The organism is Nocardia brasiliensis NBRC 14402 (assembly GCF_000308475.2).
In the GTDB taxonomy this organism is placed as follows: Bacteria; Actinomycetota; Actinomycetes; order Mycobacteriales; family Mycobacteriaceae; genus Nocardia; species Nocardia brasiliensis.
On sequence record NZ_BAFT02000066.1, the window covers coordinates 122,588 to 145,277 of the forward strand.

25 protein-coding genes are annotated in these 22,690 nt (G+C 68.3%); 14 read left to right on the forward strand and 11 right to left on the reverse strand.

What is annotated here, in order from left to right:
• The first annotated feature begins 11 nt into the window (after window positions 1-11).
• Complete coding sequence (locus tag TY25_RS24100) at window positions 12-785, forward strand: cyclase family protein (protein ID WP_042259433.1); 774 nt, start codon at window positions 12-14, stop codon at window positions 783-785.
• A gap of 81 nt (window positions 786-866) precedes the next feature.
• A complete protein-coding gene (locus TY25_RS24105; protein ID WP_042259436.1) occupies window positions 867-2,348 on the forward strand; it encodes a phospholipase D-like domain-containing protein in 1,482 nt (493 codons plus the stop codon).
• A gap of 6 nt (window positions 2,349-2,354) precedes the next feature.
• Here the strand turns inward: TY25_RS24105 and TY25_RS24110 are convergent, their stop codons facing one another.
• Together TY25_RS24110 and TY25_RS24115 are read right to left on the reverse strand one after the other, a co-directional pair.
• Complete coding sequence (locus TY25_RS24110) at window positions 2,355-3,437, reverse strand: sensor histidine kinase (protein ID WP_042259520.1); 1,083 nt, start codon at window positions 3,435-3,437, stop codon at window positions 2,355-2,357.
• Window positions 3,438-3,447: 10 nt separating this feature from the next.
• Window positions 3,448-4,131 carry a response regulator transcription factor gene (locus tag TY25_RS24115; protein ID WP_042259437.1) on the reverse strand — a complete coding sequence of 228 codons (684 nt, stop codon included), beginning with the start codon at window positions 4,129-4,131 and terminating at the stop codon, window positions 3,448-3,450.
• An 89-nt stretch (window positions 4,132-4,220) separates the two neighbouring features.
• Between TY25_RS24115 and TY25_RS24120 the strand changes: the two genes are divergently transcribed.
• Window positions 4,221-4,820 (forward strand): M15 family metallopeptidase, encoded by a 600-nt coding sequence (locus TY25_RS24120; protein WP_042259438.1) that lies wholly within the window; start codon window positions 4,221-4,223, stop codon window positions 4,818-4,820.
• A 134-nt stretch (window positions 4,821-4,954) separates the two neighbouring features.
• Here TY25_RS24120 and TY25_RS24125 read toward each other — a convergent pair whose 3' ends face one another.
• The gene (locus TY25_RS24125; RefSeq protein WP_042259439.1) at window positions 4,955-5,689 is read right to left on the reverse strand and encodes a zinc-binding dehydrogenase; all 735 of its coding nucleotides are present in this window, start codon (window positions 5,687-5,689) and stop codon (window positions 4,955-4,957) included.
• Between the two features lie 132 nt (window positions 5,690-5,821).
• Entirely contained in the window at window positions 5,822-6,268 is a 447-nt protein-coding gene (locus TY25_RS24130; protein WP_042259440.1) for a MarR family winged helix-turn-helix transcriptional regulator, read from the reverse strand.
• Window positions 6,269-6,338: 70 nt separating this feature from the next.
• On the opposite strand from TY25_RS24130, the gene TY25_RS24135 reads away from it, so the two are divergent.
• From TY25_RS24135 to TY25_RS24145, 3 genes are all read left to right on the forward strand, one after another.
• Window positions 6,339-6,713, forward strand: coding sequence for a cupin domain-containing protein (locus TY25_RS24135; protein ID WP_042259522.1), 375 nt, complete (start codon window positions 6,339-6,341; stop codon window positions 6,711-6,713).
• 32 nt (window positions 6,714-6,745) lie between these two features.
• Window positions 6,746-7,120, forward strand: a complete 375-nt coding sequence (locus TY25_RS24140) for a cupin domain-containing protein (protein ID WP_042259441.1) — start codon at window positions 6,746-6,748, stop codon at window positions 7,118-7,120.
• 303 nt (window positions 7,121-7,423) lie between these two features.
• Entirely contained in the window at window positions 7,424-8,176 is a 753-nt protein-coding gene (locus TY25_RS24145) for an SDR family oxidoreductase (RefSeq protein WP_042259442.1), read from the forward strand.
• A 46-nt stretch (window positions 8,177-8,222) separates the two neighbouring features.
• Here TY25_RS24145 and TY25_RS24150 read toward each other — a convergent pair whose 3' ends face one another.
• On the reverse strand, window positions 8,223-9,134 hold the full coding sequence (locus tag TY25_RS24150; protein WP_042259525.1) for a LysR family transcriptional regulator: 912 nt from the start codon (window positions 9,132-9,134) through the stop codon (window positions 8,223-8,225).
• 75 nt (window positions 9,135-9,209) lie between these two features.
• Between TY25_RS24150 and TY25_RS24155 the strand changes: the two genes are divergently transcribed.
• The 3 genes from TY25_RS24155 to TY25_RS24165 all read left to right on the forward strand — a co-directional run bounded on the left by TY25_RS24155 (window position 9,210) and on the right by TY25_RS24165 (window position 11,791).
• Entirely contained in the window at window positions 9,210-9,638 is a 429-nt protein-coding gene (locus TY25_RS24155; protein ID WP_042259443.1) for a DoxX family protein, read from the forward strand.
• A 72-nt stretch (window positions 9,639-9,710) separates the two neighbouring features.
• On the forward strand, window positions 9,711-10,286 hold the full coding sequence (locus TY25_RS24160; protein ID WP_042259444.1) for a TetR/AcrR family transcriptional regulator: 576 nt from the start codon (window positions 9,711-9,713) through the stop codon (window positions 10,284-10,286).
• Complete coding sequence (locus TY25_RS24165) at window positions 10,283-11,791, forward strand: FAD-dependent monooxygenase (protein WP_088606894.1); 1,509 nt, start codon at window positions 10,283-10,285, stop codon at window positions 11,789-11,791. Before TY25_RS24160 ends, TY25_RS24165 begins: the two co-directional genes overlap by 4 nt.
• A gap of 13 nt (window positions 11,792-11,804) precedes the next feature.
• Here TY25_RS24165 and TY25_RS24170 read toward each other — a convergent pair whose 3' ends face one another.
• From TY25_RS24170 to TY25_RS24180, 3 genes are all read right to left on the reverse strand, one after another.
• Window positions 11,805-12,614: a SigB/SigF/SigG family RNA polymerase sigma factor gene (locus tag TY25_RS24170; protein ID WP_042259529.1), complete on the reverse strand. Its 810-nt coding sequence runs from the start codon at window positions 12,612-12,614 to the stop codon at window positions 11,805-11,807.
• A gap of 179 nt (window positions 12,615-12,793) precedes the next feature.
• Window positions 12,794-13,063 carry a glutaredoxin family protein gene (locus TY25_RS24175; RefSeq protein ID WP_042259531.1) on the reverse strand — a complete coding sequence of 90 codons (270 nt, stop codon included), beginning with the start codon at window positions 13,061-13,063 and terminating at the stop codon, window positions 12,794-12,796.
• A gap of 18 nt (window positions 13,064-13,081) precedes the next feature.
• The gene (locus TY25_RS24180; RefSeq protein ID WP_042259445.1) at window positions 13,082-13,705 is read right to left on the reverse strand and encodes a maleylpyruvate isomerase family mycothiol-dependent enzyme; all 624 of its coding nucleotides are present in this window, start codon (window positions 13,703-13,705) and stop codon (window positions 13,082-13,084) included.
• Window positions 13,706-13,900: 195 nt separating this feature from the next.
• Between TY25_RS24180 and TY25_RS24185 the strand changes: the two genes are divergently transcribed.
• Window positions 13,901-14,620, forward strand: a complete 720-nt coding sequence (locus TY25_RS24185) for a TetR/AcrR family transcriptional regulator (protein WP_042259446.1) — start codon at window positions 13,901-13,903, stop codon at window positions 14,618-14,620.
• A 43-nt stretch (window positions 14,621-14,663) separates the two neighbouring features.
• Here TY25_RS24185 and TY25_RS24190 read toward each other — a convergent pair whose 3' ends face one another.
• Together TY25_RS24190 and TY25_RS24195 are read right to left on the reverse strand one after the other, a co-directional pair.
• Window positions 14,664-15,188: a hypothetical protein gene (locus TY25_RS24190; protein ID WP_042259447.1), complete on the reverse strand. Its 525-nt coding sequence runs from the start codon at window positions 15,186-15,188 to the stop codon at window positions 14,664-14,666.
• A gap of 126 nt (window positions 15,189-15,314) precedes the next feature.
• Window positions 15,315-15,989: a TetR/AcrR family transcriptional regulator gene (locus TY25_RS24195; protein WP_042259448.1), complete on the reverse strand. Its 675-nt coding sequence runs from the start codon at window positions 15,987-15,989 to the stop codon at window positions 15,315-15,317.
• 157 nt (window positions 15,990-16,146) lie between these two features.
• Between TY25_RS24195 and TY25_RS24200 the strand changes: the two genes are divergently transcribed.
• Window positions 16,147-17,292 (forward strand): acyl-CoA dehydrogenase family protein, encoded by a 1,146-nt coding sequence (locus TY25_RS24200; RefSeq protein WP_042259449.1) that lies wholly within the window; start codon window positions 16,147-16,149, stop codon window positions 17,290-17,292.
• Between the two features lie 28 nt (window positions 17,293-17,320).
• Here TY25_RS24200 and TY25_RS24205 read toward each other — a convergent pair whose 3' ends face one another.
• Window positions 17,321-18,985, reverse strand: coding sequence for a hypothetical protein (locus TY25_RS24205; RefSeq protein WP_226887397.1), 1,665 nt, complete (start codon window positions 18,983-18,985; stop codon window positions 17,321-17,323).
• 563 nt (window positions 18,986-19,548) lie between these two features.
• On the opposite strand from TY25_RS24205, the gene TY25_RS24210 reads away from it, so the two are divergent.
• The 3 genes from TY25_RS24210 to TY25_RS24220 all read left to right on the forward strand — a co-directional run.
• Window positions 19,549-20,643: a glycosyltransferase gene (locus TY25_RS24210; RefSeq protein ID WP_042259451.1), complete on the forward strand. Its 1,095-nt coding sequence runs from the start codon at window positions 19,549-19,551 to the stop codon at window positions 20,641-20,643.
• The gene (locus tag TY25_RS24215; RefSeq protein ID WP_042259453.1) at window positions 20,640-21,755 is read left to right on the forward strand and encodes a glycosyltransferase; all 1,116 of its coding nucleotides are present in this window, start codon (window positions 20,640-20,642) and stop codon (window positions 21,753-21,755) included. Before TY25_RS24210 ends, TY25_RS24215 begins: the two co-directional genes overlap by 4 nt.
• Window positions 21,752-22,690 (forward strand): glycosyltransferase (locus TY25_RS24220; protein WP_042259455.1); only part of this gene is annotated, 939 nt, incomplete at its 3' end. The genes TY25_RS24215 and TY25_RS24220, both read left to right, overlap by 4 nt.

Here is a 22,690-nt window from a genome sequence, read left to right on the forward strand (position 1 = left end):
GAGGGCCGATCGTGCGCCGATTGGTGGACATCTCTGTGCCGTTGCAGGCGGGTATCGCCTCGGACCCACCCGGGCATCTGCCCGAGATCGACTACTACACCCATGCGGATACGGCCGCGGACATGCTCAGCTTCTTTCCCGGCGCGACCCGGGCCGACCTACCCGACGGCGAGGGCTGGGCCATCGAACGGGTCCGCATCAGCACGCACAACGGCACGCATCTCGATGCGCCGTACCACTATTCGGCCACCATGGACGGCTGCGCACGCGCCATCACCATCGACGAGGTGCCGCTGGACTGGTGCCTGCAACCCGCGGTGAAACTGGACTTCCGGCATTTCGCGGACGGCTACGTCGTGACCGCCGACGATGTCGCCGCCGAATTGCGCCGCATCGGCCACCACCTGCGCCCGCTCGACATCGTCGTCGTCAACACCTCCGCCGGAACCCGCTACGGCAGTGCCGATTACGTCTCTTCGGGCTGCGGGATGGGCCGCGACGCCACCCTCTATCTGCTGAACCAGGGCGTGCGCCTCACCGGCACCGACGCCTGGAGCTGGGATGCCCCGTTCGTGCACACCGCCGCCCGCTACGCCCGCGACCACGATCCCGCCGTCATCTGGGAGGGCCACCGCGCCGGCCGCACCATCGGCTACTGCCACTTGGAGAAGCTGCACAACCTGGAATCTTTGCCGCCCAACGGCTTCCAGATCTCCTGCTTCCCCGTCAAGATCCACGCCGCCTCCGCAGGCTGGACCCGAGCCGTAGCCATCTTCGACGACTGACGGAGCGGGAGCTTCCGCTCAGCCGTCGGGCAGTAATGTGAAACGTCCATCTTGCACGGCCGGACGGAGAAGCGACTACCCATGGGCGACGAGCGTCAAATCCTCACCCCCGGCGAAACCTGCTGGCAGATCGCGCGTGCCGACCGGCTGGCGTGCATCGTCGACGCGGCCGACTATTTCCGGCACGCCAAGTCCGCGATGTTGCAGGCCCGCAAGCGCATCGTGCTGATCGGCTGGGACTTCGACACCCGGATCAAGTTCGAGCCGCGCGAGCAGACCCTCGAGGGACCGAACCGGCTGGGCAAGTTCCTGTCCTGGCTGCCGAAACAGCGGCCGGATCTCGATATCTACCTGCTGAAATGGAATGTCGGCGCGTTCGCGGCGATCGGGCGCGGCATGACGCCGATCTTCGTCGTCAACTGGCTGACCGATCGCCGGTTGCATCTGGAGATGGACGGGGCGCACCCGATCGGCTCGGCCCATCATCAGAAGATCGTGGTGATCGACGACGCGCTCGCGTTCTGCGGCGGCATCGATATGACCGTCGATCGCTGGGACACCAGCGACCACCAGGACGACAACCACTACCGCACCGAGCCGAACGGCCACCGCTACGGACCGTGGCACGACGCGACCACCGCCGTCGACGGCGACGCGGCCAAGGCGATCGGCGATCTGGCCCGAGCTCGCTGGAAGGCGGCGACGGGCGTGCAACTGGCCCCCGTCGACGAGATCGCCGGGCAGACACCGTGGCCGGACGGACTCGAGCCGACCATGCGCTCGGTGGACGTGGGCGTCGCGCGGACGCTGCCCGAACTCGCCGACCGCGCCGAGGTGCGCGAGATCGAGGCGCTGTATCTGGCGGCGATCGCGGGCGCGACCCGCTCGCTGTACATCGAAAGCCAGTACCTCGCGTCGCGCACCCTGGCCGAGGCGCTCGCCGCGCGGCTGCGCGAGCCGGGCGGTCCGGAGATCGTGCTGGTGCTGCCGCGGCACGCGGACGGCTGGCTCGAACAGCAGACCATGGACGGGGCGCGCCGCCGCCTACTGCACCTGTTGTGGGCAGCCGACACCGAAAACCGGTTGGGCGTCTACTACCCGGTGACCGCGGCCGGTGCGCCGATCTACGTGCACGCCAAGGTGCTCGTGATGGACGACCGGCTGCTGCGCGTGGGCTCGTCGAACCTCAACAACCGGTCCATGGGCTTCGACACCGAATGCGATCTGGCGGTCGAGGTCACCCCCGGCACCGCGGACGGCCCGGCGCTGCGGGAAACCATCCTCGGGATCCGGCGCCAGCTGATCTGCGAACATCTCGACGCCGAGCCCGCGAAGTTCGACGCCGCCCTCGCCGAGACCTCGTCCCTGCTGCGCACCGTCGAGACGCTACGCGGCTCCGGCCGCACCCTGGTGCGGTTCGAACCGGAAACCGTGGCGAACGAAGACAGTCCGCTCGCCGAGAACGAGTTGATGGATCCCGAGCGCACCCCACCGAGCCTGTGGGACACCCCGGTGCTCAGCCGCAGCCTGCGCAGATTGAAGGCGGGCGCGGTGCGCTGGTAAGCACCGCTAGACGCCGCGGTGCCCGTCGGGGCCGGTGACAGGGAGCCGCACCGTCACGATCAGCCCGCCGTCGAGACGTGGTGTGAGGGTGAGGGTTCCGTGGTGGGCCTGGGTGATGCTGTGGACGATGGCCAGGCCGAGCCCGACACCGGAGTGATGCGTGCGCACGCGTTGGGTGCCGCGTTGAAAAGGCTCGGTCAGCGTGGAAACCATGTGCGGGCTGAGCTTTTCACCCGTGTTCTCGACGGCGAGCACCACCGCGCCGGGCTGCGCGTACGTGGTGATCCATGCGACGCCGTGGTCGGGCAGGTTGTGCACGATGGCGTTGTGCACGAGGTTCGTCGTCAGCTGCAGCAGCAGCGCGTGCGATCCGAGGACGGGGGTCACCTCGCCCGAGGTCTCCAGCGTGACACCGTGCTGTTCGGCAAGGGCGAGCAGCGTTTCGGCGGCTTCCTCGGCGAGCAGCGACAGATCGACGTGTTCGCGCGTGAACGACCGTCGGTCCGCGCGGCTGAGCAGCAGCAGGGCTTCGGTGAGGTCGATGGCTCGGGCGTTGACGGTGTGCAGGCGATCGACCAGTTCGCCGGTGTCGCGGCCGCGGTCGGTGCGGGCCACGTCGAGCAGCGTCTGCGTGATCGCGAGCGGGGTGCGTAGTTCGTGTGAGGCGTTCGCGGCGAACCGCTGCTGTTCGGCGACGTGCGCTTCCAGCCGGGCCAGCATCGTGTCGAAAGCGTCAGCGAGTTCCCGGAATTCGTCCTGGCGGCCCGGCAGCCGGATCCGGTGCGACAGCGACGCGTCGGCGGCCAGCCGCACGGCATCGGTGATGCGGGTCAAGGGGGCGAGCATCCGTCCGGCGAGCAGCCAACCGCCCGCGAGGCCGAACACCAGCAGAAAGCCGAGCACGGCGACCACGAACGGCGCGAAGGCACGGACGAGGACCGACCGGTTGATCCAGAAGCTGCCGTCGGTGTCGATCCAGCCGGCGGGCATGAAATACAAGTAGAAGATCAGCAGGGCCGTGAGCAGCAGCACGCCGGTGAGCATGAGGAAACCGGCGTAGCTGAGGGTGAGTTTGAGACGAACGCTCAAACCCGGCTCTCTACCCACGCTCCCCGCCCTCCGCGCCCGGGCCGATGCGATAGCCGACGCCGGGCACCGTCGCGATGAGCCACGGCTCGCCGAGGCGTTTACGCAGCGCCGAGACGGTGATGCGGACGGCGTTGGTGAACGGGTCGGCGTTCTCGTCCCAGGCCCGTTCCAGCAGTTCTTCGGCGCTGACGACCCCGCCTTCGGCGGCGACCAGCACCTCGAGCACCGCGAACTGTTTCCTGGTCAGCGCGACGTAGTGGCCGTCACGGTAGACCTCTCGCCGGAACGGGTCCAACCGCAGCCCCGCGATCTCCCGCACGGGCGGCCTGCTGTGCGCGCGCCGCCGGTCCAAGGCGCGCAGCCGCAGCACGAGCTCCTGGAGCGCGAACGGCTTGGTCAGGTAGTCGTCGGCGCCGAGGCCGAATCCGCTCGCCTTGTCGTCGAGCCGGTCCGCGGCGGTAAGCATCAGGATGGGCATACCGGTGCCCGATGCGACGATGCGTTTCGCGATCTCGTCCCCCGAGGGACCCGGGATGTCCCGGTCGAGCACGGCGATGTCGTAAGCGTTGATGCTCAGCAACTCCAGCGCGGTGTCACCGTCGCCGGCGATATCGGCGGCGATCGCCGCCAAGCGCAGGCCGTCGCGGATGGCTTCGGCCAAATAGGGTTCGTCCTCGACGATCAATACACGCATAGACTCTCGATTCTGCCAACCGGGACATATCGCGGGCATATCGAAAACCACATACGCGCCGGCAACACCGCGCTGCCTTCACTGAAGGCATGAAACACCATCGATCAGCCCGGCGGACCCGATCGCGGGTTCTCGTCGCGCTCCTGCTCGTCGGCGCGCCCATCGCGGGCGTCGCCGTATACCACTCGCTGGCGCCGTTGACCTTCTCGGCCGCTCGGTCCCTCGGTGACCACTACGGCCCGCACCGGTCGGCGCCCTCGCCCGGCGCGACGGTCTTCGACGACCGAGCGCCATCGGTCGCCAATCTCGACCCCGATCTGCTCGATGCCCTGCGCCGGGCTGCCGGCGACGCCGCGGCGGACGGCATCGAGTTCGTCGTCAACAGCGGCTGGCGCTCGGCGCAGGACCAGCAGCAGCTGCTCCGGGAAGCGGTCTCGAAATACGGCTCCGCGCAGGAAGCCGCCCGCTGGGTGGCCACTCCCGACACGTCCGCGCACGTCTCGGGCGACGCGGTGGACATCGGGCCCACCGACAGCGCGGCGTGGCTGGCGCGGCACGGCGCCGCCTACGGGCTGTGCCAGATCTACGACAACGAACCCTGGCACTACGAACTGCGCCCCGACGCCGTCGAATACGGTTGTCCGGCAACGTATGCCGACCCCACCGAGGACCCGCGGATGCAGCGCTGATCGGCTTTTGGCACCGCATGCACGATTCCGATCTGCACCGTGTACGCACCGAGCGACTTCGGCTTGCGCTGCGGCGGATTGCCGGGGTGCGCCGCGGGCAACGGTGAAGAGTGACCTGTAGCTGCCGGACAGGTTCACAGCACTACGACAGAGCGCAGCACCTCCTCGTTGCGCAGTTTCTGGAACGCCGCTTCCACCTGGTCGAGCGGGATGGTCTCGGTGACGAAGGCGTCCAGATCGAGGTGGCCCTGCCGATACAGGGCGACCAGGAAGGGGAAGTCGCGGGAGGGTAGGCAGTTGCCGTACCAGACGGATTTGAGTGCTCCACCGCCGACCCGCAGGTCGAGCAGCGGGATGTCGAGCACGATATCGGGTGTGGGCACACCGAGCAGTACGACTGTTCCCGCGGTATCGCGGCTGTAGAACGCCTGTTTCCAGGTGTCGAGCCGTCCGATCGCGTCGATCACCACGTCCGCGCCGTGGCCGCCGGTGAGTTCGCGGATGCGGGCCACCGGTTCGGCGGTGCGTGCGTCGACGGTGTGGGTGGCCCCGAATTTCCGTGCCCAGCCGAGCCTGCGCCGGTCGGTATCGACCGCGATGATCTGTTCGGCCCCGGCGATGCGGGCCCCGGCGACCGCGGCGCTGCCGACCCCGGCACAACCGATGACCGCTACGGTGTCACCCCGATCGACCGCCCCGGTCCACAGCGCGGCACCCACGTCCCGGTAATTCGCATCGGTATGGCACACCCCGCAAGCCTGAACCCGGACCACCGCCTCACCGGGTCCAGGGTCCGGAATCACGATCTCGGCCACCTCGACCGCGGCCCCCACCGACCTCGCGACCACGCCGAGAACGGTCTGCACCATGACACTGCCTCCTCCGACTGAGCCGAGTTCTCGCAGTTCACCGCCAGTGACGCTCTCGACGGAAGCTACCGTGCCACGGCACGCCGGGCGCGCAACGCGGCGGGTTTCGACTTTGGCGTGCCGCGAGTCCGTTCAGAGGGGGCGGAAAGCGTGATCGGCGTCGGGGTCCGTGGCGGCGGTGATGATTTCGGTGAGCACGGCCCGGACGGTGGCGATGTGTTCCGGGCCGACCCGGGCGGCCAGTCGGCGCTCGTAGTCGGCGTGGAACTCGCGCACCTTGCCCAGGATGTCGCGGCCGCGCTCGGACAGGTGCAGGGTCTTGGCGCGTTTGTCCGCCGGGTCCGGTCGGCGCTCGACGTACCCGTGCCGGACCATCTCATCGACCACCTTCGCCGCGCCCTGCGCGGTGATACCCAGCTGCCCTGCCAATTGGCTTGCGGTGAGCGGGCTTTCGGCCAGGGCGCGGAGCACGTAACCGTAGGAGGCACCGGTCAGGTGGTAGCCGAATGTGGCGAGATGGGCGTGCAACTCCCGCACGAACCCTTGATAGGCCTGTCCGAGCATGATCCCGAAATCCATCCTTGACGCTCCCGCCGCCGATATGTTCAACTCTAGTTGAACACCTTAGTTGAAGATCCGGAGCTACACCATGCCAGTCATCGAATCCGCCGCCGCACCCACCTTCGAAGCCCCCTTCATGACCGCCGTCGGCTTGGCCGCGCCGAGCCGGGGATCCACCGAGAACAGCGTGTGGCGCTTCGTCCTGCAGCCGGGCAATCCCGGCCACGCCCACAGTGTGTCGCGCGAAGAGATCTTCGTCGCGCTGTCCGGACAGGCCAGCGTCACGATCGACGGTGCGACGCGCGAACTCCACGCGGGCGACGCGTTGATCGTCCCGGCGCACACCGTATTCAGCATCTCGGTCCCCGGCAACGAACCGTTCGAGGCCGTCGCGATCCTGCCTGTCGGCGCGTACGCGCAAGCACCCGGCGGCGCTCCGATCAGCCCGCCGTGGGCCCAATAGTCCAATCCAGCAAAATATTTCACAGGAGCGATATGCCTATCATCACCGCCGCCGAAGCCCCGCGCTTCGAGAACGAGCACGCGAGCTTCATCGGCCTGGCCGCGCCCAGCCGCGGTGCCACCGAGAACTGCGCCTGGCGGCTCACCCTCAAACCGGGTACGGCCGCCCCGCCGCACGCCCTCGACCGCGAGGAGATCTTCGTTGCCGTTTCCGGCTCGATGAACGTCACCATCGACGGTGAAACGCACACCGTCGCAGCCGGAGACGCCCTCATCGTGCCCGCACACCAGCAGTTCGCCATGGCCAACCCGCACGCCGAACCATTCGAAGCCGTCGTGGTGCTTCCGGTCGGCGGGCAGGGACTCATCCCCGGGCAACCGCCGATCACCGCCCCCTGGGCACGCTGATCGACAGCGCCGCAAGCATTTCCGTGCCGACGCTCGAGAATGCAGTGTCTGACGCGGGCTGCGGCCGTAAGAGGTGCGGTATTCGCCCGCGAATCGGCCCGGATCCACGTCGGTGATGTGAAGCTCACTGAAACACACGCCCACTGCATCTCTTCGATGCTGTCGAAAAGCGGCTCGGCACCTCGGTACTCACGCACAAATGATGCTTGTGGGCCTACCAAAAATGCCTGTTTTCCCGTTGCGCGTATTCGCCATAGCGTTGCTGGGGTCGACTGACGAGTACGAGCAGATCGGAGCTCCAACGTGGTACAGAGTTTGCAGGGCAAGTCCGCTGTGGTCGCGGCGGGCGCGAAGAATCTGGGTGGACTGATCAGCCGCACGCTGGGCCGGCGTGGTGTCGATGTGGTCGTGCACTACAACAGCGACAGCACCGAGCCGGACGCCGACAAGACCGTCGCCGCGATCGAGGCCGCGGGCGCCAAGGCCGTGAAGTTCCAGGCGGACCTGACGGTTCCGACGAATGTGGAGCGGCTTTTCGAGGTTGCCGTCGACGCATTCGGCGGCGTGGATATCGCGGTGAACACGGTCGGAAAGGTGTTGCGGAAACCGATCATCGAGACGACCGAGCAGGAATACGATTCGATGTTCGCGATCAACGCGAAATCGGCCTACTTCTTTCTCAAGGAGGCGGGCAAGCGTCTCAACGACAACGGCCGCGTCGTCACCGTGGTCACCTCGCTGCTCGCGGCGTTCACCGACGGTTACTCCACCTACGCGGGTGGTAAAGCGCCGGTCGAGCACTTCACCCGGGCGGCGGCGAAGGAGTTCGCGCCGCGCCTGATCTCGGTGAACACCGTCGCGCCCGGCCCGATGGACACCCCGTTCTTCTACGGGCAGGAAACGCCGGAGCGCGTGGAGTTCCACAAGTCGCAGGCGCTCGGCAATAGCCTGACCAAGATCGAGGACATCGCCCCGCTGGTGGAATTCCTGGTCGGCGACGGCTGGTGGATCACCGGACAGACCATTCTCGCCAACGGCGGATACACCACTCGCTGAGGCGAGAGCACTCCGACGACCGACCGGCTGCCCGACGGGTGGCCGGTCAGTCCTCGGCGGACCGTGCGCCGAGCAGCAGGTCACGCACGTCGGAGGTGGTGTGCGGCAACCACAGCGCCTGGGTCGCCGCCACCGGCCCCGCTTTCAGTTCGATCACCTGCACGCGGCCACCGAGGGCGGGCCCGGCGGGCGCGGTGACGATGGCGACGTGCTCGGTGTCGACCACCGCCGTCACGGGGGGCGTGCCTTGGATGTGGTTGACGACGAACCGCGGCTCGAAACCGGCTCGGCGGCAGGTGCTGAGGATGAAATCGGTGTAGTACGACGCGCCCGGCGGCGCCCAGATGACGATCTGCTCATCCTCGAGGTCGTGCACCGTGACCGCGGCCCGGTCGGCCAGCCGGTGCGTCCGGGCGACCGCCACGCGAACCTGGTGGTATGCGATCACCGCGGCCGCCAGATCGGGCGGATTCGCTACCGCCCGCCGCAGGGCGACGTCGATCGTCCCCTCGTGCAGGGCCTGGGCCAGCGCGTCGGGGTACATCTGGCGCACGGTGACCGAGACGTCCGGGCGGCCGGTCCGCACCGGTGCCAGCAGGTCGTACACCTCCTCGGCGGTGATCGCCGGGGTGTGCCCGACCACGAAGGTCGGCGGCGCGGCGATCCCCGCCTCGTGCGTGCGGCGATACAGCGCGTCCGACGCCGCCAGCAGCGCCCGCGCCCCGTCGCGCAACACCCGGCCCGCGTCGGTGAGCACCAGTTGCCTGCCGCTTCGATCGAACAGCTCGACCCGCAGTTGCTTCTCCAGCTGCCGCACGGAGCTGCTCAACGCCTGCTGGGTGAGGTGCAGCTCCGCCGCCGCCGCAGTGAAACCGGCCAGCTCCGCGACGGCCAGGAACTGGTGCAGCCGATGCAGATCCAGCACCCTGCCGCTGGACCCTAGCTCGACCGAAACCATGCGATCCATCGTAAGCCGAGCTCTAGCGGGGCTCGGCCGATGATGCTGGAAGTTCGCGGTCGGTACCTTCGAAGCATGGAACTCGGGCGTTTCGGCGATGCATGGCGGTTGGTGACCCGCATCAGCGTCGGGCTGATGTTCGCGAACAGCGGTTGGGGAAAGATCGCCGCTCCGGACCGGTTTCGGGCCGATTTCGAGGCGTGGTCGGTGCCGTTCCCGAGCCTGGCCGCGCCCGCCACGGCTTGGGCCGAACTGATTCTCGGGGTGCTCTTGATCGCCGGGTTGCTGACCAGGGTGGCCGCCGCCGGACTGGCCCTGACGATGGTCGGCGCGCTCTGGTTCTCGGTGGCGCCCGCCGTCGCCGCGAAGGCGACGACGACCTTCGGCTTTCTCGGCAACTTCTTCTACGCCTCGGAGTGGCTGTTGATTCTGGCCCTGGCGGCGATCGTGCTGGCCGGAGCCGGTCGCCTCAGTGTGGACGCCGCACTGAGGCGTCGCCAGTAAAACACGAGTGCACGTTCGAATCGAGCGATAATCCCCTTGAAGTGTACGAAACAGTATCGTACGCTTCGCGACATGATCAGAGGGCAGCAACGAGTCGATGCGATCCTGGCGGCGACGCTGGATCTGGTCGCCGAACAGGGCTATCCGGCCCTGACCATGGACGCGGTGGCGGCGCGGGCCAATGCCAGTAAGGCCACCATCTATCGCCGCTGGCGCAGCAAGGCCGAACTGGTCAAGGCGGCACTGGACGCCTACGACGCCGACCACAATGCCGCCATCCCGGTTACCGGTACGTTGCGCGGGGATCTGCTGGCTGTGCTGGAAGCGTTGTGTACCAAGGCTTCCGAGCGCTACACGACGATGATCGGCGGGCTGGTCGCCGCCATGCAGTTCGACGCGGACCTGGCCGCCGCGCTGCGCGAGCACATCGACGACGAGGAACTCTCGCCCTTCCACGACGCACTACGGCGCGCGATGGACCGCGGCGACCTGCCCGGGGACACCGATGTCGATCTGATCCACGACGTCGCCGAGGCGATGATGCTGCGCCAGACCCAACTCGGGTCCGGGTTCGACGACGCGTTCATCACCCGCCTCGTCGACGATGTCCTGCTGGTTCTACTCCGGCACGAAGGAGTAACCCGGTGACGGTATTGATCGTCGGAGCAGGCCCGACCGGACTCACCCTGGCGTGCGATCTCGCGCGCCGTCAGGTGCCGTTCCGCCTCGTAGACAAAGCGGCGGGCGTGTTTCCCGGCTCGCGCGCGAAGGGTTTGCAGCAGCGCACGCTCGAGGTCTGCGCCGACCTCGGCGTGCTCGACGCCGTACTCGCCGGTGGTGCACCCTTCCCCGAGTTCCGCCTGTACCGGGGACAGGAGGTGCTGTGGGAACGGTCCATCTCCGAAATGCTCGGTACGCCAGAGCTTTCGGCCTCGGTCACCGTGCCGTTCCCGGAGCCCTGGCTGATTCCGCAGTGGCGGACCGAGGAGATTCTGCACCGCCGCTTGGTCGAACTGGGCGGGCAGGTCGAGTGGAATACCGAAGTCCTCGATGTCGACCAGAATGCCGACAGCGTCGTCGCGCACACGGCGAACGGCCCGATCGAGGCCGCCTATCTGGTGGGCACCGACGGTGGGCACAGCACCGTCCGTAAGGCGATCGGCATCGATCTCATCGGCGACGCCGTCGAATCCGAACGCACCCTGATCGGCGACGTCCGGGTGCGCGGTCTCGACGGGCGCTACTGCCATATCCTGACCGGCGGTGGCGATGTGGGCCAACGGTTTTCGCTGTGGAACCTGCCCGGCAGCGACTATTACCAGTTCGTCGTGTCGCTACCGGCCGATGCGACCCCGGAGCTGACATTGGACGCGGTACGGCGGCTGTGCGCACAACGCTCCGGCCGCACCGATCTCGAGCTGTTCGATCTGCGCTGGATATCGTTGTACCGCTTGAACGTTCGCATGGTCGACCGTTATCGGGCCGGGCGGGTACTCCTCGCGGGCGACGCGGCGCACGTCCATTCCTCCGCCGGCGGCCAGGGACTCAACACCGGGATACAGGACGCGTACAACCTCGGCTGGAAGCTCGCGGCCGCCGTCGACGGCACCGACCCCTGGCTCCTGGAAACCTATGCGGCCGAGCGGATGCCGGTCGCCGCGAAGGTGCTGGGGCTGAGCTCGCTGCTGCATGCGCAGGACTTCCGCGGCGGCAGCACCGCACCCGCGATCCATCAGCTCGATATCTCCTACCGCGACGGCCCGCTCGCCCTCGACGACCGCGCCGCTCCCGGCACGCTCCGCGCCGGAGACCGTGCACCCGACGGCCGACTGCCCTCCGGTACAACACTTTTCGACGCCCTTCAGGGGCCGCACCACACCCTGCTCGCGTTCGACGCCGCCACCCCGAACCTCGGCGTGCCGACACTCACCCTGTCCCCGTGCGAGGGCTATGACGTCTCCCCTGGCACCTACGTCCTCGTCCGCCCCGACGGCTACATCGGCGCGATCACCGAATCCGCGGCAGTCCTCGCGCAATACCTGTGCGGTCCGGCGCCGGCGCCGACCACTACGGCGTCGAAGCCGTGCGGCGCGGCCGTACCCGAGATCGTCGGCGGGCAAGCCGCGCTGGCCGCGCACGACCTCGGCGGGTGAAATTCCGTCGCGCTCAGTCGGCCAAGGCTTCGGCGCGCAGCGCATTCAAGGTGCGCGACAGGATTCGGGAGATCTGCATCTGGGAGACCCCGCACTGCTGACCGATCTGCGCCTGGGTGAGCCCTTCGAAGAAGCGCATGTGCAGGATGCGGCGCTCCGCCTCGGGCAAGGCCGCCAGCAACGGCGCGACGGCGAGGGCGTTCTCGGTCAGTTCGTAGTTTCCGTCCTCGTCACCGAGGTTCTCGGCGAAGGCCGCAGCGCCCGTGTCACTTCCGGTGTCCGCCGCCGGATCCAGCGAATCGGTCCGGTAACAGTTGGTGGCGATCAGCGCCTGGGTGACCTCGGTCAGATCCAGGTCGAGCTCGATTGCGAGTTCCATCGCTGTCGGCGGGCGGCCGAGCCGGTGCGACAGCAGCTCGACCGCCGGCCCGATCCGCTGCTGGGTTTCCTTGACCCGGCGCGGCACCCGGACCGCCCAGGTGTGGTCACGGAAATGCCGGCGCACCTCGCCCATGATCGTGGGCACCGCAAAGGCGAGAAACGGGCTGCCCCGGGACGGATCGAAACGATCGACCGCCAGGACAACGCCCACGGACGCGATTTGATAGAGGTCGTCGTAGGTCTCGCCCCGGCCGCTGAAGCGCCGCGCGATGTGATCGGCCAGCGGCAGGCAGCGGCGCACGACGGTAGCGCGCAGCTCCGGGTAGTCGGGATCGTCCCGATCCAGGTCCGACAATTCCAGCAGGGCCGGTTCGATGTCGTCGTAACTGTCCGCGCCGCGCCGCCGGTCGGCGGTCTTTCGAGTTGCCGAGAAAGCAGCCATCACGTAGACCTCGCTTCGGTTCGTCGCATGGAACCGCAGCGACACCGTGGACTCGATGCCGAGGCGTCCGCGCTGCGCCGTACGTCAATCCTGCTCGACACGAAGCGCGGCGTCAGTGCGCCGAACGAAGCGAGCGAGCCCCCGCGGTCCACAAAACGAAGCGCCCGCGGCGCTACGGCTCAGACCGCGTGCCCGGTAGCCGCGGACAAGGCGACGAGCACCCGTTGGAAATCCGGCGCGACCAGCACCCGCTCGCCGATCAGCACGGTGGGCACCGTGCGGTTCCCGTCGGCCACCGACGAGACGTAAGCCGCTGCTGCCGTGTCGCTTTCGACATCTATCTCGGTGAAGACGACACCGACCCCGCGCAGTTGACGTTTGAGTCGCCAGCAGTACGGGCACCAGGCGGTCGTATAGACCACCACACCGGGTTGCGCAGAGTTGGGCATCGGACACACCTCCGGTCGTCAGCGCAGCCGCGCGCGCAGAGTATCGACACCGGGACCGTGCAAGTCCGCCAGCGCGACGGCACGGCCCGCGATGGCCATGAAGATGGCCTCGCCGGGACCGGTCACCGCGGGCCCGGTACCGTGCTCCCAGTCGACATCCGTTGCGGCGAAACGCAATCCCCGCATGCGCGGGCCCGGTCGCAGGAACGGGTCGGGGTGGCGCAGCAGAGTGAGCAGGCGATCGGCCGGTACAGTGCGCGGGCGCGCCAGCGGGCGGCGAATATCCTGGTGATGAATCACCAAGTCCGCCAGCACATTTCTCGGCGCGACCCGGGCGCCCAGGCCCTGACCGTGGATCGATTCGAACGCGGCCAGCAGTTCGCCGGTCGTCTTGGCTGCGCCGCGACGGATGTAGAGCTCGTTCAGCCGGTCCATCGACCCGCCGCTGCGGACGATCTCGAAGACGTACCGCAGCGGCGGGGTCGCCTCATAGAGCACATGGGCCACGACGTCACGAACCCGCCACCCGGCGCAGAGGGTCTCGGTTTCCCACTCCTGCGGCGTGAGGGTACGCAGCAGGTCTGCGACGTCCCGATACTCCTGCGCCAGCATCGCCCTGGTGCCGGTCTGCACTGCGGTCATGGCAGCTCCTGATCCACGGAAGGTCGGCTTCGACCACAAAGTAATCGCCGATCACTTTGTTACTATAATTCACAAATGGTGCGTAGCTGTCAATGGGCGCGCATCGACGTGGGCATTGTTCACAGTGTGATCAGCTTGTACGGGCAACGCTAGACTGCTCCGCAGCAGCCGCGAGACCCTCGGAAAGGACCACCGATGCCCACCACCCCCGCCGCCACGCCGGGCCGGGCCACCAGGCGGGCCGAACGTCGCGCCGAGACCATCGCCGAAATCAAATCCCTTGCCCGCCAACAGCTCGAGACCGAGGGCACCGGCGGTCTTTCGCTGCGCGGTATCGCGCGGGCGATGCGCATGTCGCCCGCGGCGATCTTCCGCTACTTCGACAACCAGTCGGCGCTGATCACCGCGCTGTGCGTGGACGCGTACGACAGCATGGCCGATGCCATCATCGCCGCGCAGCAGGACGCCGGCACGGAACCGGCGGCGCAGTGGCGCGCCTGCTGCGACGCCGCCCGGCAGTGGTCGCTGCGCAATCGGGCCGACTTCGCCCTGATCAACGGCACACCGATCCCCGGCCACCAGGCCCTGCCCGAAGAAACCGGGCCCGCCGCCAGCCGGACTGTTATCGCCCTAGGCGCCGCATACCTGTCCGCGGTCGGCTCCGGCGCCGCCGACCCCGAACGAACCGCGGTGCCCCCCTTGGCGATCGGCCCACTGATGAGCGCATTGCTGGACGGCGAGACACTGCCCGACACTCCCCTACCCGGCATCGTGTCCAACGCCTGGGCCTCGATCCTCGGCTTCATCTCCGCCGAAATTTTCGGCAGCCTCACCGCCCTGATCCCCGACACCGACACCCTGTGGGACAGTCACATCACCACCGTCATGCGCGGCATGGGCTTCGAGCAACCCTGACGCGCCGAGGATTCGTCAACCCCGAAAGCAACCGTTGAGCGAGCTACTGGGCGAGGGTTGACGGGACCGGGGTGGGGGCGGGTCCGCCGCCGGGGAAGGGTTCGGTGGTGGAGCAGGCGAGGGTGACGACGGTGTATCCGTCGCCTACGCCGAGCAGCACGTCGAGCAGGTAGCCGTCGGCCGGGCGGACCTGCGTCTCGGTAGCGCCGTTGGGGTACGGGGGTTTGCGGACGAGTTCCCAGCCGAACGATTCCCACGCGGCTTCGGCGCCCGCGTAGACCGCCGGCGAGCTGTCGCCCAGCAACCGGTACCCCAGCGAATAGTGCTCGGCGCGCGGCAAGAAGGCGCTGCCGGTACCCGTCTGCAGGACATGCCCGGGCGGCAGCGAACTGTCGGGTGCCGCCTCGAGGTAGGTGCCTTCAGGCATGGCCCGGATGGTCTGCAACAGATAGTCGAGGCAGGTATCCCGCGCTTGCTGCGCATTGACGGGTGCCGCGTGCGCAGGCGCGGCGAAGGCCAGGATCGCGAGCAGCGCCCCCGGCGCCGCCCTCGTAACGATTTTCTTCATCGGACTCACATCCTAAAATCCAGATTACCGAATGTTGCTGATCGGTAGCTTAACACCCGATCGAACGGATCGGCGCAGATTCGATGGAGCCGGAACAACTGCCGGACGCGAGCGCCCAGACCGGGATCAGCCCCCGTCGGGCAACTCCGCGTGCAGGTTCAGCTCGATGCCGAGCCCACGGAGTCGATGGTCGATCAGCAGCCACGCTTCGGTGGCGAGCTGCTCGATCAGCTCGTTCCTGCTCATGCCGCGATGCACCAGCCACCAGCGCACCGAGGCATCGATGAGACCGAGCAGGGCGACGACCAGACGGTCGGCCGCCAGTGGATCGGCACCGAACTCCGGCATGTAACGGGTTGCGGCAGCGGAGATCTCGGCGGCGAACGCACTGCCGCCGACCCGCGGCTCGTCACTGCCGTGCCGATAGTTGCGCTCCAGCAGGAACCGGTACAGGTTCGGGTGTTCATCGGCCCAGCTGATGTGCTCGGCAATCGGCGCCCGGATGATCGCGTAGGGCGAGCCCTCGATCTCGAGCGCCGCCCGGATCTGCCGCTTCAGATCCTCGTACGCACGGCGGGCCACGGCCAGATCCAGCTCTTCTTTGCTGGCGAAATGCCGGTAGACGTGGCTGCGCGCCAAACCGGCCCGATCCGCGATCTGGCCGGTCAACGCGTCGGGCCCATGCTCTTCGATGGCCGCGATGGCCGCGTCCACGATGACCCGCCGCCGCTCGTCCCGGCCCGGCGCGCGGCTGGTCGAGCGCCGAGCCTCGGCGGTGTCGGTCCAGCGTCGTTCTGCCACGAGGTCTCACGGTATCGGAATGCGCGCAGCTCGACGCGCAGGAACTCTTGCCCGCACGGCGTAGGTGGTACACACTGTACCCCGCCGGGTACATGCTGTACCCGCGAATGCTGGTTACATATATTCCAGCGTCGGCGCCCGAACCAAAGGAGACTCGATGGCCGCCTACCGGTCGAGTTGGATGAACGACGACCTCGACGCGCTGCGCGAGCTCGCCCAAGCCTTCTTCGCGAAAGAGGTCACGCCGAACATCGAGAAGTTCATCGGCCAGCACCGTGTCGACCGCGACCTGTGGACCAAGGCGGGCGAACTCGGCCTGTTGTGCCTGTCCATTCCCGAGGAATACGGCGGCGGCGGGGGCACTTTCGCGCATGAGGCGGTGCTGATCGAGGAGCAGGCCAAGGCCCTCGACACCGCGTGGGGCGCCAGCCTGCACAACGGCATCGTCGCGCACTACCTGCTCGCCTACGGCACCGAGGAGCAGAAACGACAGTGGTTGCCGAAAATGGCCACCGGCGAGGTGGTCGGCGCGATCGCGATGACCGAACCCGGCACCGGCTCGGACCTGCAGAACATCAAGACCAAAGCGGTCCGCGCGGGCGACGAGTACGTCGTCAACGGATCCAAGACCTTCATCACCAACGGCGCGCAGGCCGACCTCATCATCGTGGTGGTCAAGACCGATGCCACACAGGGCGCCGCGGGCGTCAGCCTGGTACTCGTCGAGGCCGAACGGGCCGGGTTCCGGCGCGGCCGGGTGCTCGACAAGATCGGCCAGAAAGGCCAGGACACCTCGGAGCTGTTCTTCGAGGACGTTCGGGTACCGGTGACCAACCTGCTGGGCACCGCCGAAGGCCAGGGCTTCGTCCAGCTGATGCAGCAGCTGCCGCAGGAACGCCTCATCATCGCGGTCGGCGCGGTCGCCGGCATGGAAACCGCGCTGGCGCACACGATCCGTTACACCAAGGAGCGCGAAGCGTTCGGCCGCACCATCTTCGGCTTCCAGAACACCAAGTTCAAGCTCGCCGAGGTCGCGACCGAGACCAAGATCGCGCGTGTGTTCACCGACGACTGCATCGTCAAACATATTGCGGGCGAACTCGATATCGCCACCGTCGCGATGGCCAAGTGGTGGACCACCGAGCGGGCGATGTCGGTCGCCAGCGAATGTCTGCAACTGCACGGCGGTTACGGGTACATGACCGAGTACCCGATCTCCCGCATGTGGGTGGACAACCGGGTGCAGATGATCTACGCGGGCACCAACGAGATCATGAAGGAGATCATCGCCCGGACGTTGTGAGCGACATCGCCCGCCTTGGTCCGGTCGATCAGCGTCCCGGGGTCTGCCCGGGACGCAGGGCCGGGCCGCAGGAATCGGCGGCGTGGAAGCCGGGCCACAGGGGTGGCAGTACCCGGCCCGCGTAGTCGCGGAGCTGTTGCAGTTGGTGCTCCTCGCGCACCGCGTCTTTGCGGACCCAGTCCTCGTCCGGGCGGTCCGGGTCCGGGGAGCGGTGGATCCGGTAGTAGTCGCGATCGATGCGCGGGTCGATGGTGATCTGATTGCCCATCCAGGCGCCGTGCGTGTGCACGAAGGTGGGTTTGATCTCGTCGAAGATGTAGTCGCTGAGATCGGTGTGGTCCTTGCCCGCGTAGATGTCCGCGATTCGCGCCTCGACCAGCCCGGCCATATCGATCAGCCGCAACCGCGACGTCAGCGAGCTGCCGCCCATGTCGGGGGTGAACAACGACCCCTGGTCGAGCTCGAGGATATCGGCGTAGCCGTTGAAGACCTCCCCGAAGCGCAGGACGATCCAGCACAGCGGCACATCGGAATTCGCGCGATACGAGCCGGACGCGTCGGCGAACGCGACGCCCGACGGAATCAGCGCACCGACGAGGGCGAGCACGACAAGCACCCGGCGGTACAGGTGCAGCTTCGCCAGCAGCTCGCCCGCCGAGATCGCGAAGACGACGGCTCCGAGCGCCCACACCGGGGTGGCGAAGCGGAACTGCGCCATCCAATCCGGTTCCAGCACACAGTAAGCGACCATCGCCAGGGCCAGCGGCACCAGTAGCGCGACGGCGCCGTCCCGCCACTTACCCGGCGATGCCAGGGCGAGCCCGACCACGCCGACCGCCAGGATGACGGCGGGGGCGCCGGCGTACTGCACCAGGTCGCCGATCCTGCTCAGGTCCCCCACGCTGGGCATTTCCTGGTTCTTCGCGACCGCGGTGTTCGCGACGAGCCTGCCGAACTCGCTGTAGCGCCACCCCAGGTAAGCCCCGAACGGCAGCGCGAACGCCAGCCCCGAGTAGAACGTCCCGCGCAGCGCGGCGGTCCACGTCGCGCGCCGCACCAGCAGCAGCGAAATCGCCGGATAGGCAACGAGATAGATGAGGCCGTCCGGGCGGGTCAAGGCCGCGAACGCCGCTATCGCCCCGGCGAGCACGGCCGCCCTGGGCGTCCACAACCGCTCGTCCAGCACGGCGAGGAACAGGTGCACCGCCAACGCGCACGCCGCCAACGCGAACAACGAGTTCTCCAGCCCGGAGAAACACCAGATCACGAACGAAGGGATCGCGGCCAGCAGCACCCCCGTCGCGAAGGTGACCAGCGCTGGCCAACGCGAGACCCGCCGGGCCGCGAGGTAGCAGGCGGCGAGGATGCCCGCACAGCACAGCAGCGCAACCGCTTTCGGGTACAGCACGTAGTCGGGCACGCCGAAGATGCTGCCGCGGTCGAAGAGTCCGCACCAGGACCCCACCACGAGCACGAAAAGCCAAGTGGGATTGGAGAACCCTTCGACGGGTGGCGCGCCCGGCTGCAACACCGGCCCCAGACCCGCGGCGACACTGCGGGCGTAGGCGAACGTGATGCCCGCGTCGTCGACCATCCAGCTGCCGTATTTGCTCGCCCGCCAGCCCAGTACCAGGGCACCGCCCGCGATCGCCGCCACGGCGGCCCACCACGACCGGTCCCCTCGTTGCCGCAAGCCTGCCCACCATTCGACCGAAGCTTGCAACCGCGCTCTCAACACCCCAACCAATCCGTGAACCGGCCGCCAAACTTACCCGACCGGTGCCGGCGAATCAGCACCGGTGCGGGCAAATACTCGGCTGGAGCGCTACCGGAGTCGGTCAGCGCCGCGGGCGATCATCGTGCCCGTCGTCGTCGGCGTTGTCCGCCTCGTTCCAGTTGTCGGAGGCAGCACCGTCCGGCCCCGGGTCTTGCAGCACAGTCGTCATTTCGATTCACCTCCTCCCGTCGACACGCGATGCCGGGGTCTGGGGCATTCCAACTCTGCACGCTGGACATCGCAGAGCTACCCGCGCAACCGGTCGGTAAACGAGCTGCCCGCGCCACCGCGTCCGCGCGCCGACCATCCCGGTTTGCTCGCGAAAACCCCGGGTAGATCGGCATCGACTCAGCCACATGATCGTTTGGAAAGGGGTGCAATGCCATGCAGATCGACACAGGTAGGCCGCCCGTTCACCACGATGTCGGCATCGGTGTCCAGCTCGGCTTCGAGGCGGTTCACTACGCCGGGACCTCGGCATGACCGCCGTCGCCGACGCGCGAACGCAGGCACGGAACGCGACACTGCGCGTCGCGTCGGTGCCTGCCTCGCACGTCTACGTCCGGCACCTGTCCCCGCTCGACGGGGCCGACGGGGTTGTGCGACTACCGGATCCGCGCCCGGCCGACGGCCGCACGGTGCCGGGCGGCTGGTGGCCACCGGTCATGCTCGATCCGCAGTGGATCCGGCGCAACCACCGGCGCTTCGACGTCTTCCACGTGCACTTCGGCTTCGACTCGGTACCGACCGGGGTGCTCGCCGATATCGTCGGTGAGCTACGTGAGCACGGCAAGCCGCTGGTCTACACCGCGCACGATCTGCGTAATCCACATCAGCCCGATCCGCGCTCGCATCGCGAACAGCTGGACGTGCTGATCCCGGCCGCCGACGAGATCATCACGCTCACCCCGTCGGCGGCGGCACAGATCGAACGGCACTGGGGCCGAACGCCGCACGTACTGAGCCACCCGCATGTGGTGGAACGCGAGCTGATCGAGGCGCCGCGCCGGACCGGGCCGTTCGTGCTCGGCGTGCACGCGAAAAGCCTGCGCGCCAACATGGATCCGCTGCCGATCCTCGAGGTGCTGGCCGAGACGATCGCGACGCTGCCCGATGCCCGGTTGCGCATCGACCTGCACGACGAACTGTTCGATCCCGAAAACCATTGGTACAACCCGACCGCGGGCGCGGCCCTGGTGGACTTCGGCCGCAGGCCCGGTGTGTCGGTCCGGGTACACGAGTACTTCACCGACGATCAACTGTGGCAGTATCTTTCGTCGCTGACGGTCTCGCTGCTGCCGTATCGTTTCGGCACCCATTCGGGCTGGCTGGAGGCCTGCTACGACCTGGGTACCGCAGTCATCGCGCCGAGTTGCGGCTGCTATGCCGAGCAACGCCGATGCGCGGTCTTCGGTTTCGACGAGACCCACTTCGACGCCGCGGCCCTGGACCGCGCGGTGCGCGCGGTGTACGAGGGTCACGCCGCGCGCGCGGACTGGACCGCGCGCCAGGACGAGCGTACGGCGCTGGCGGCGGCGCACCGCGGCATCTACGAGCAGGCGTTGTCCCGATGATCACGAACGAAAGTCGTTTGTCCATCGCATTACTCGCCTCCAACCGGCATCCGATCAGGCAACCGTTCGCCGGCGGGCTCGAAGCGCACGTGTGGCATCTGGCCCGCGCTCTGCAAGCGCGCGGCCACCGGGTGACGCTCTTCGCCGCCGACGGCAGTGATCGAACGGCGGCGAGCGCAGCCTTGCGGGTGCGCGCCTTCAGCCCGAGCACCGCGGCAGCCGCCGACGCCTCGATGCAGCCGCGCCAATTCCTCGCCGACCATCACGCCTACCTGACCGTGATGACCGACCTCGGCGCCATCGGGCCCACCTCGTTCGACGTGATCCACAATCACAGCCTGCACTACCTGCCGGTCGCCATGGCGCCCGCGCTGGGCGTCCCGATGCTGACCACGCTGCACACCCCGCCGACGCCCTGGCTCGAGTCGGCCCTCGACGTCAGCAAGGGCCTCGGTTCGGCCTTCGTCGCCGTCAGCAGGCACACCGCGCAGTCCTGGCGGCACGTCGTGCGCCGGGTCGGTGTCGTCGCCAACGGGATCGACCTGCGCGCGTGGCCGCAGGGGCCCGGCGGTACCGACCTGGTCTGGTTCGGGCGACTGACGCCCGAGAAGGGCGCGCATCTCGCGATCGCCGCCGCGCGGCGCGCCGGGCGGCGGCTGCACCTGGCCGGCCCGATCAGCGACGCCGGCTACTTCCACGAGACCATTGCGCCGCGACTCGACGAAAACACGGTCTACCACGGTCATCTCGATCAGACCGCGCTCGCCGGCCTGGTCGGCTCGTGCACGGCCGCGCTGATCACCCCGCTGTGGGACGAACCGTACGGCCTGGTCGTCGCGGAAGCCCTCGCCTGCGGCACCCCCGTCGTCGCGTTCGAGCGCGGCGGAATCCCGGAGATCGTGGATCCGGCGTGCGGCCGCCTCGTCGCGCCCGGTGACATCGACGCCATGGCCGCCGCGGTCGCACCGGCCGCGGCACTCTCGCGGGCCGCCGCGCGGGCCAGGGCGGTGGCGGCGTGCGGCATCACCACCATGGTCGACAACTATCTGCAGCACTACCGGCGCCTCATCGCCACCGCGACCTACTCCGAAACCCGGAAGGGGGCAGCATGATCGGCTACTACATTCATCATCACGGCGCGGGTCACCTGATCCGGGCGCGCACCATCTGCGCCGAACTCGCCACGCCCGTCACCGCTCTCACGTCGCTGCCGGTCGCGGACCCGGTGTTCGCGGACAGTGTGCAGCTGCCCCCGGACGACTCCGCTCCGGCCGTGCTCGATCCCACCGCTTCGGGTCGCCTGCACTGGGTGCCCAAAACCGATGCGGGACTGCGCGACCGGATGGCGCGGATCGCGAGCTGGATCGCCACCGAACGGCCCGCGGCCCTGGTGGTCGACGTCTCCGTCGAGGTCGCGCTGCTGGCCAGGCTGCACGGCATTCCCGTCGTCGCCATGGTGCTACCCGGCACCCGCGTCGACGCACCGCACAACCTGGTGCATGATCTGGCCGATGCCCTCCTCGCCACCTGGCCGCAGGCGCGCTACGACCCGCCCTGGTTGCGGGCGTACGCGGACAAGACCCATTACGTCGGCGGGGTCAGCCGCTTCGCGGGGCAGCCGCCGGCCGCCCGCCGCGAGATCGCGACCCGCCCGACCGTGCTCGTGCTCGCCGGGGCCGGGGGCAGCCGGTTCACCGCCGCGACCATCCGCGAGTGCGCCGCGCAGCATCCGCAATATCGCTGGCGCACAGCGGGTTTAGGTGACTGGGTGGACGATCCCTGGCCGCTGCTGTGCGACGCGGACGTCGTCGTCGCGCACGCCGGGCAGGGCGCGGTCGCCGATATCGCCGCCGCCGCCAAACCCGCCGTGCTCATCCCCGCGGACCGCCCGTTCGGCGAACAGCACGCCACCGCGACGGCGCTCGCCGATGCCGGACTCGCCGTCGTCGCCGACGCGTGGCCCGCACCGGACCGGTGGCCGGCGCTGATCGAGGCGGCCCGGCGCACGAACGCCGGACGCTGGCGGGAGTGGCGCACCGAGGGCGCG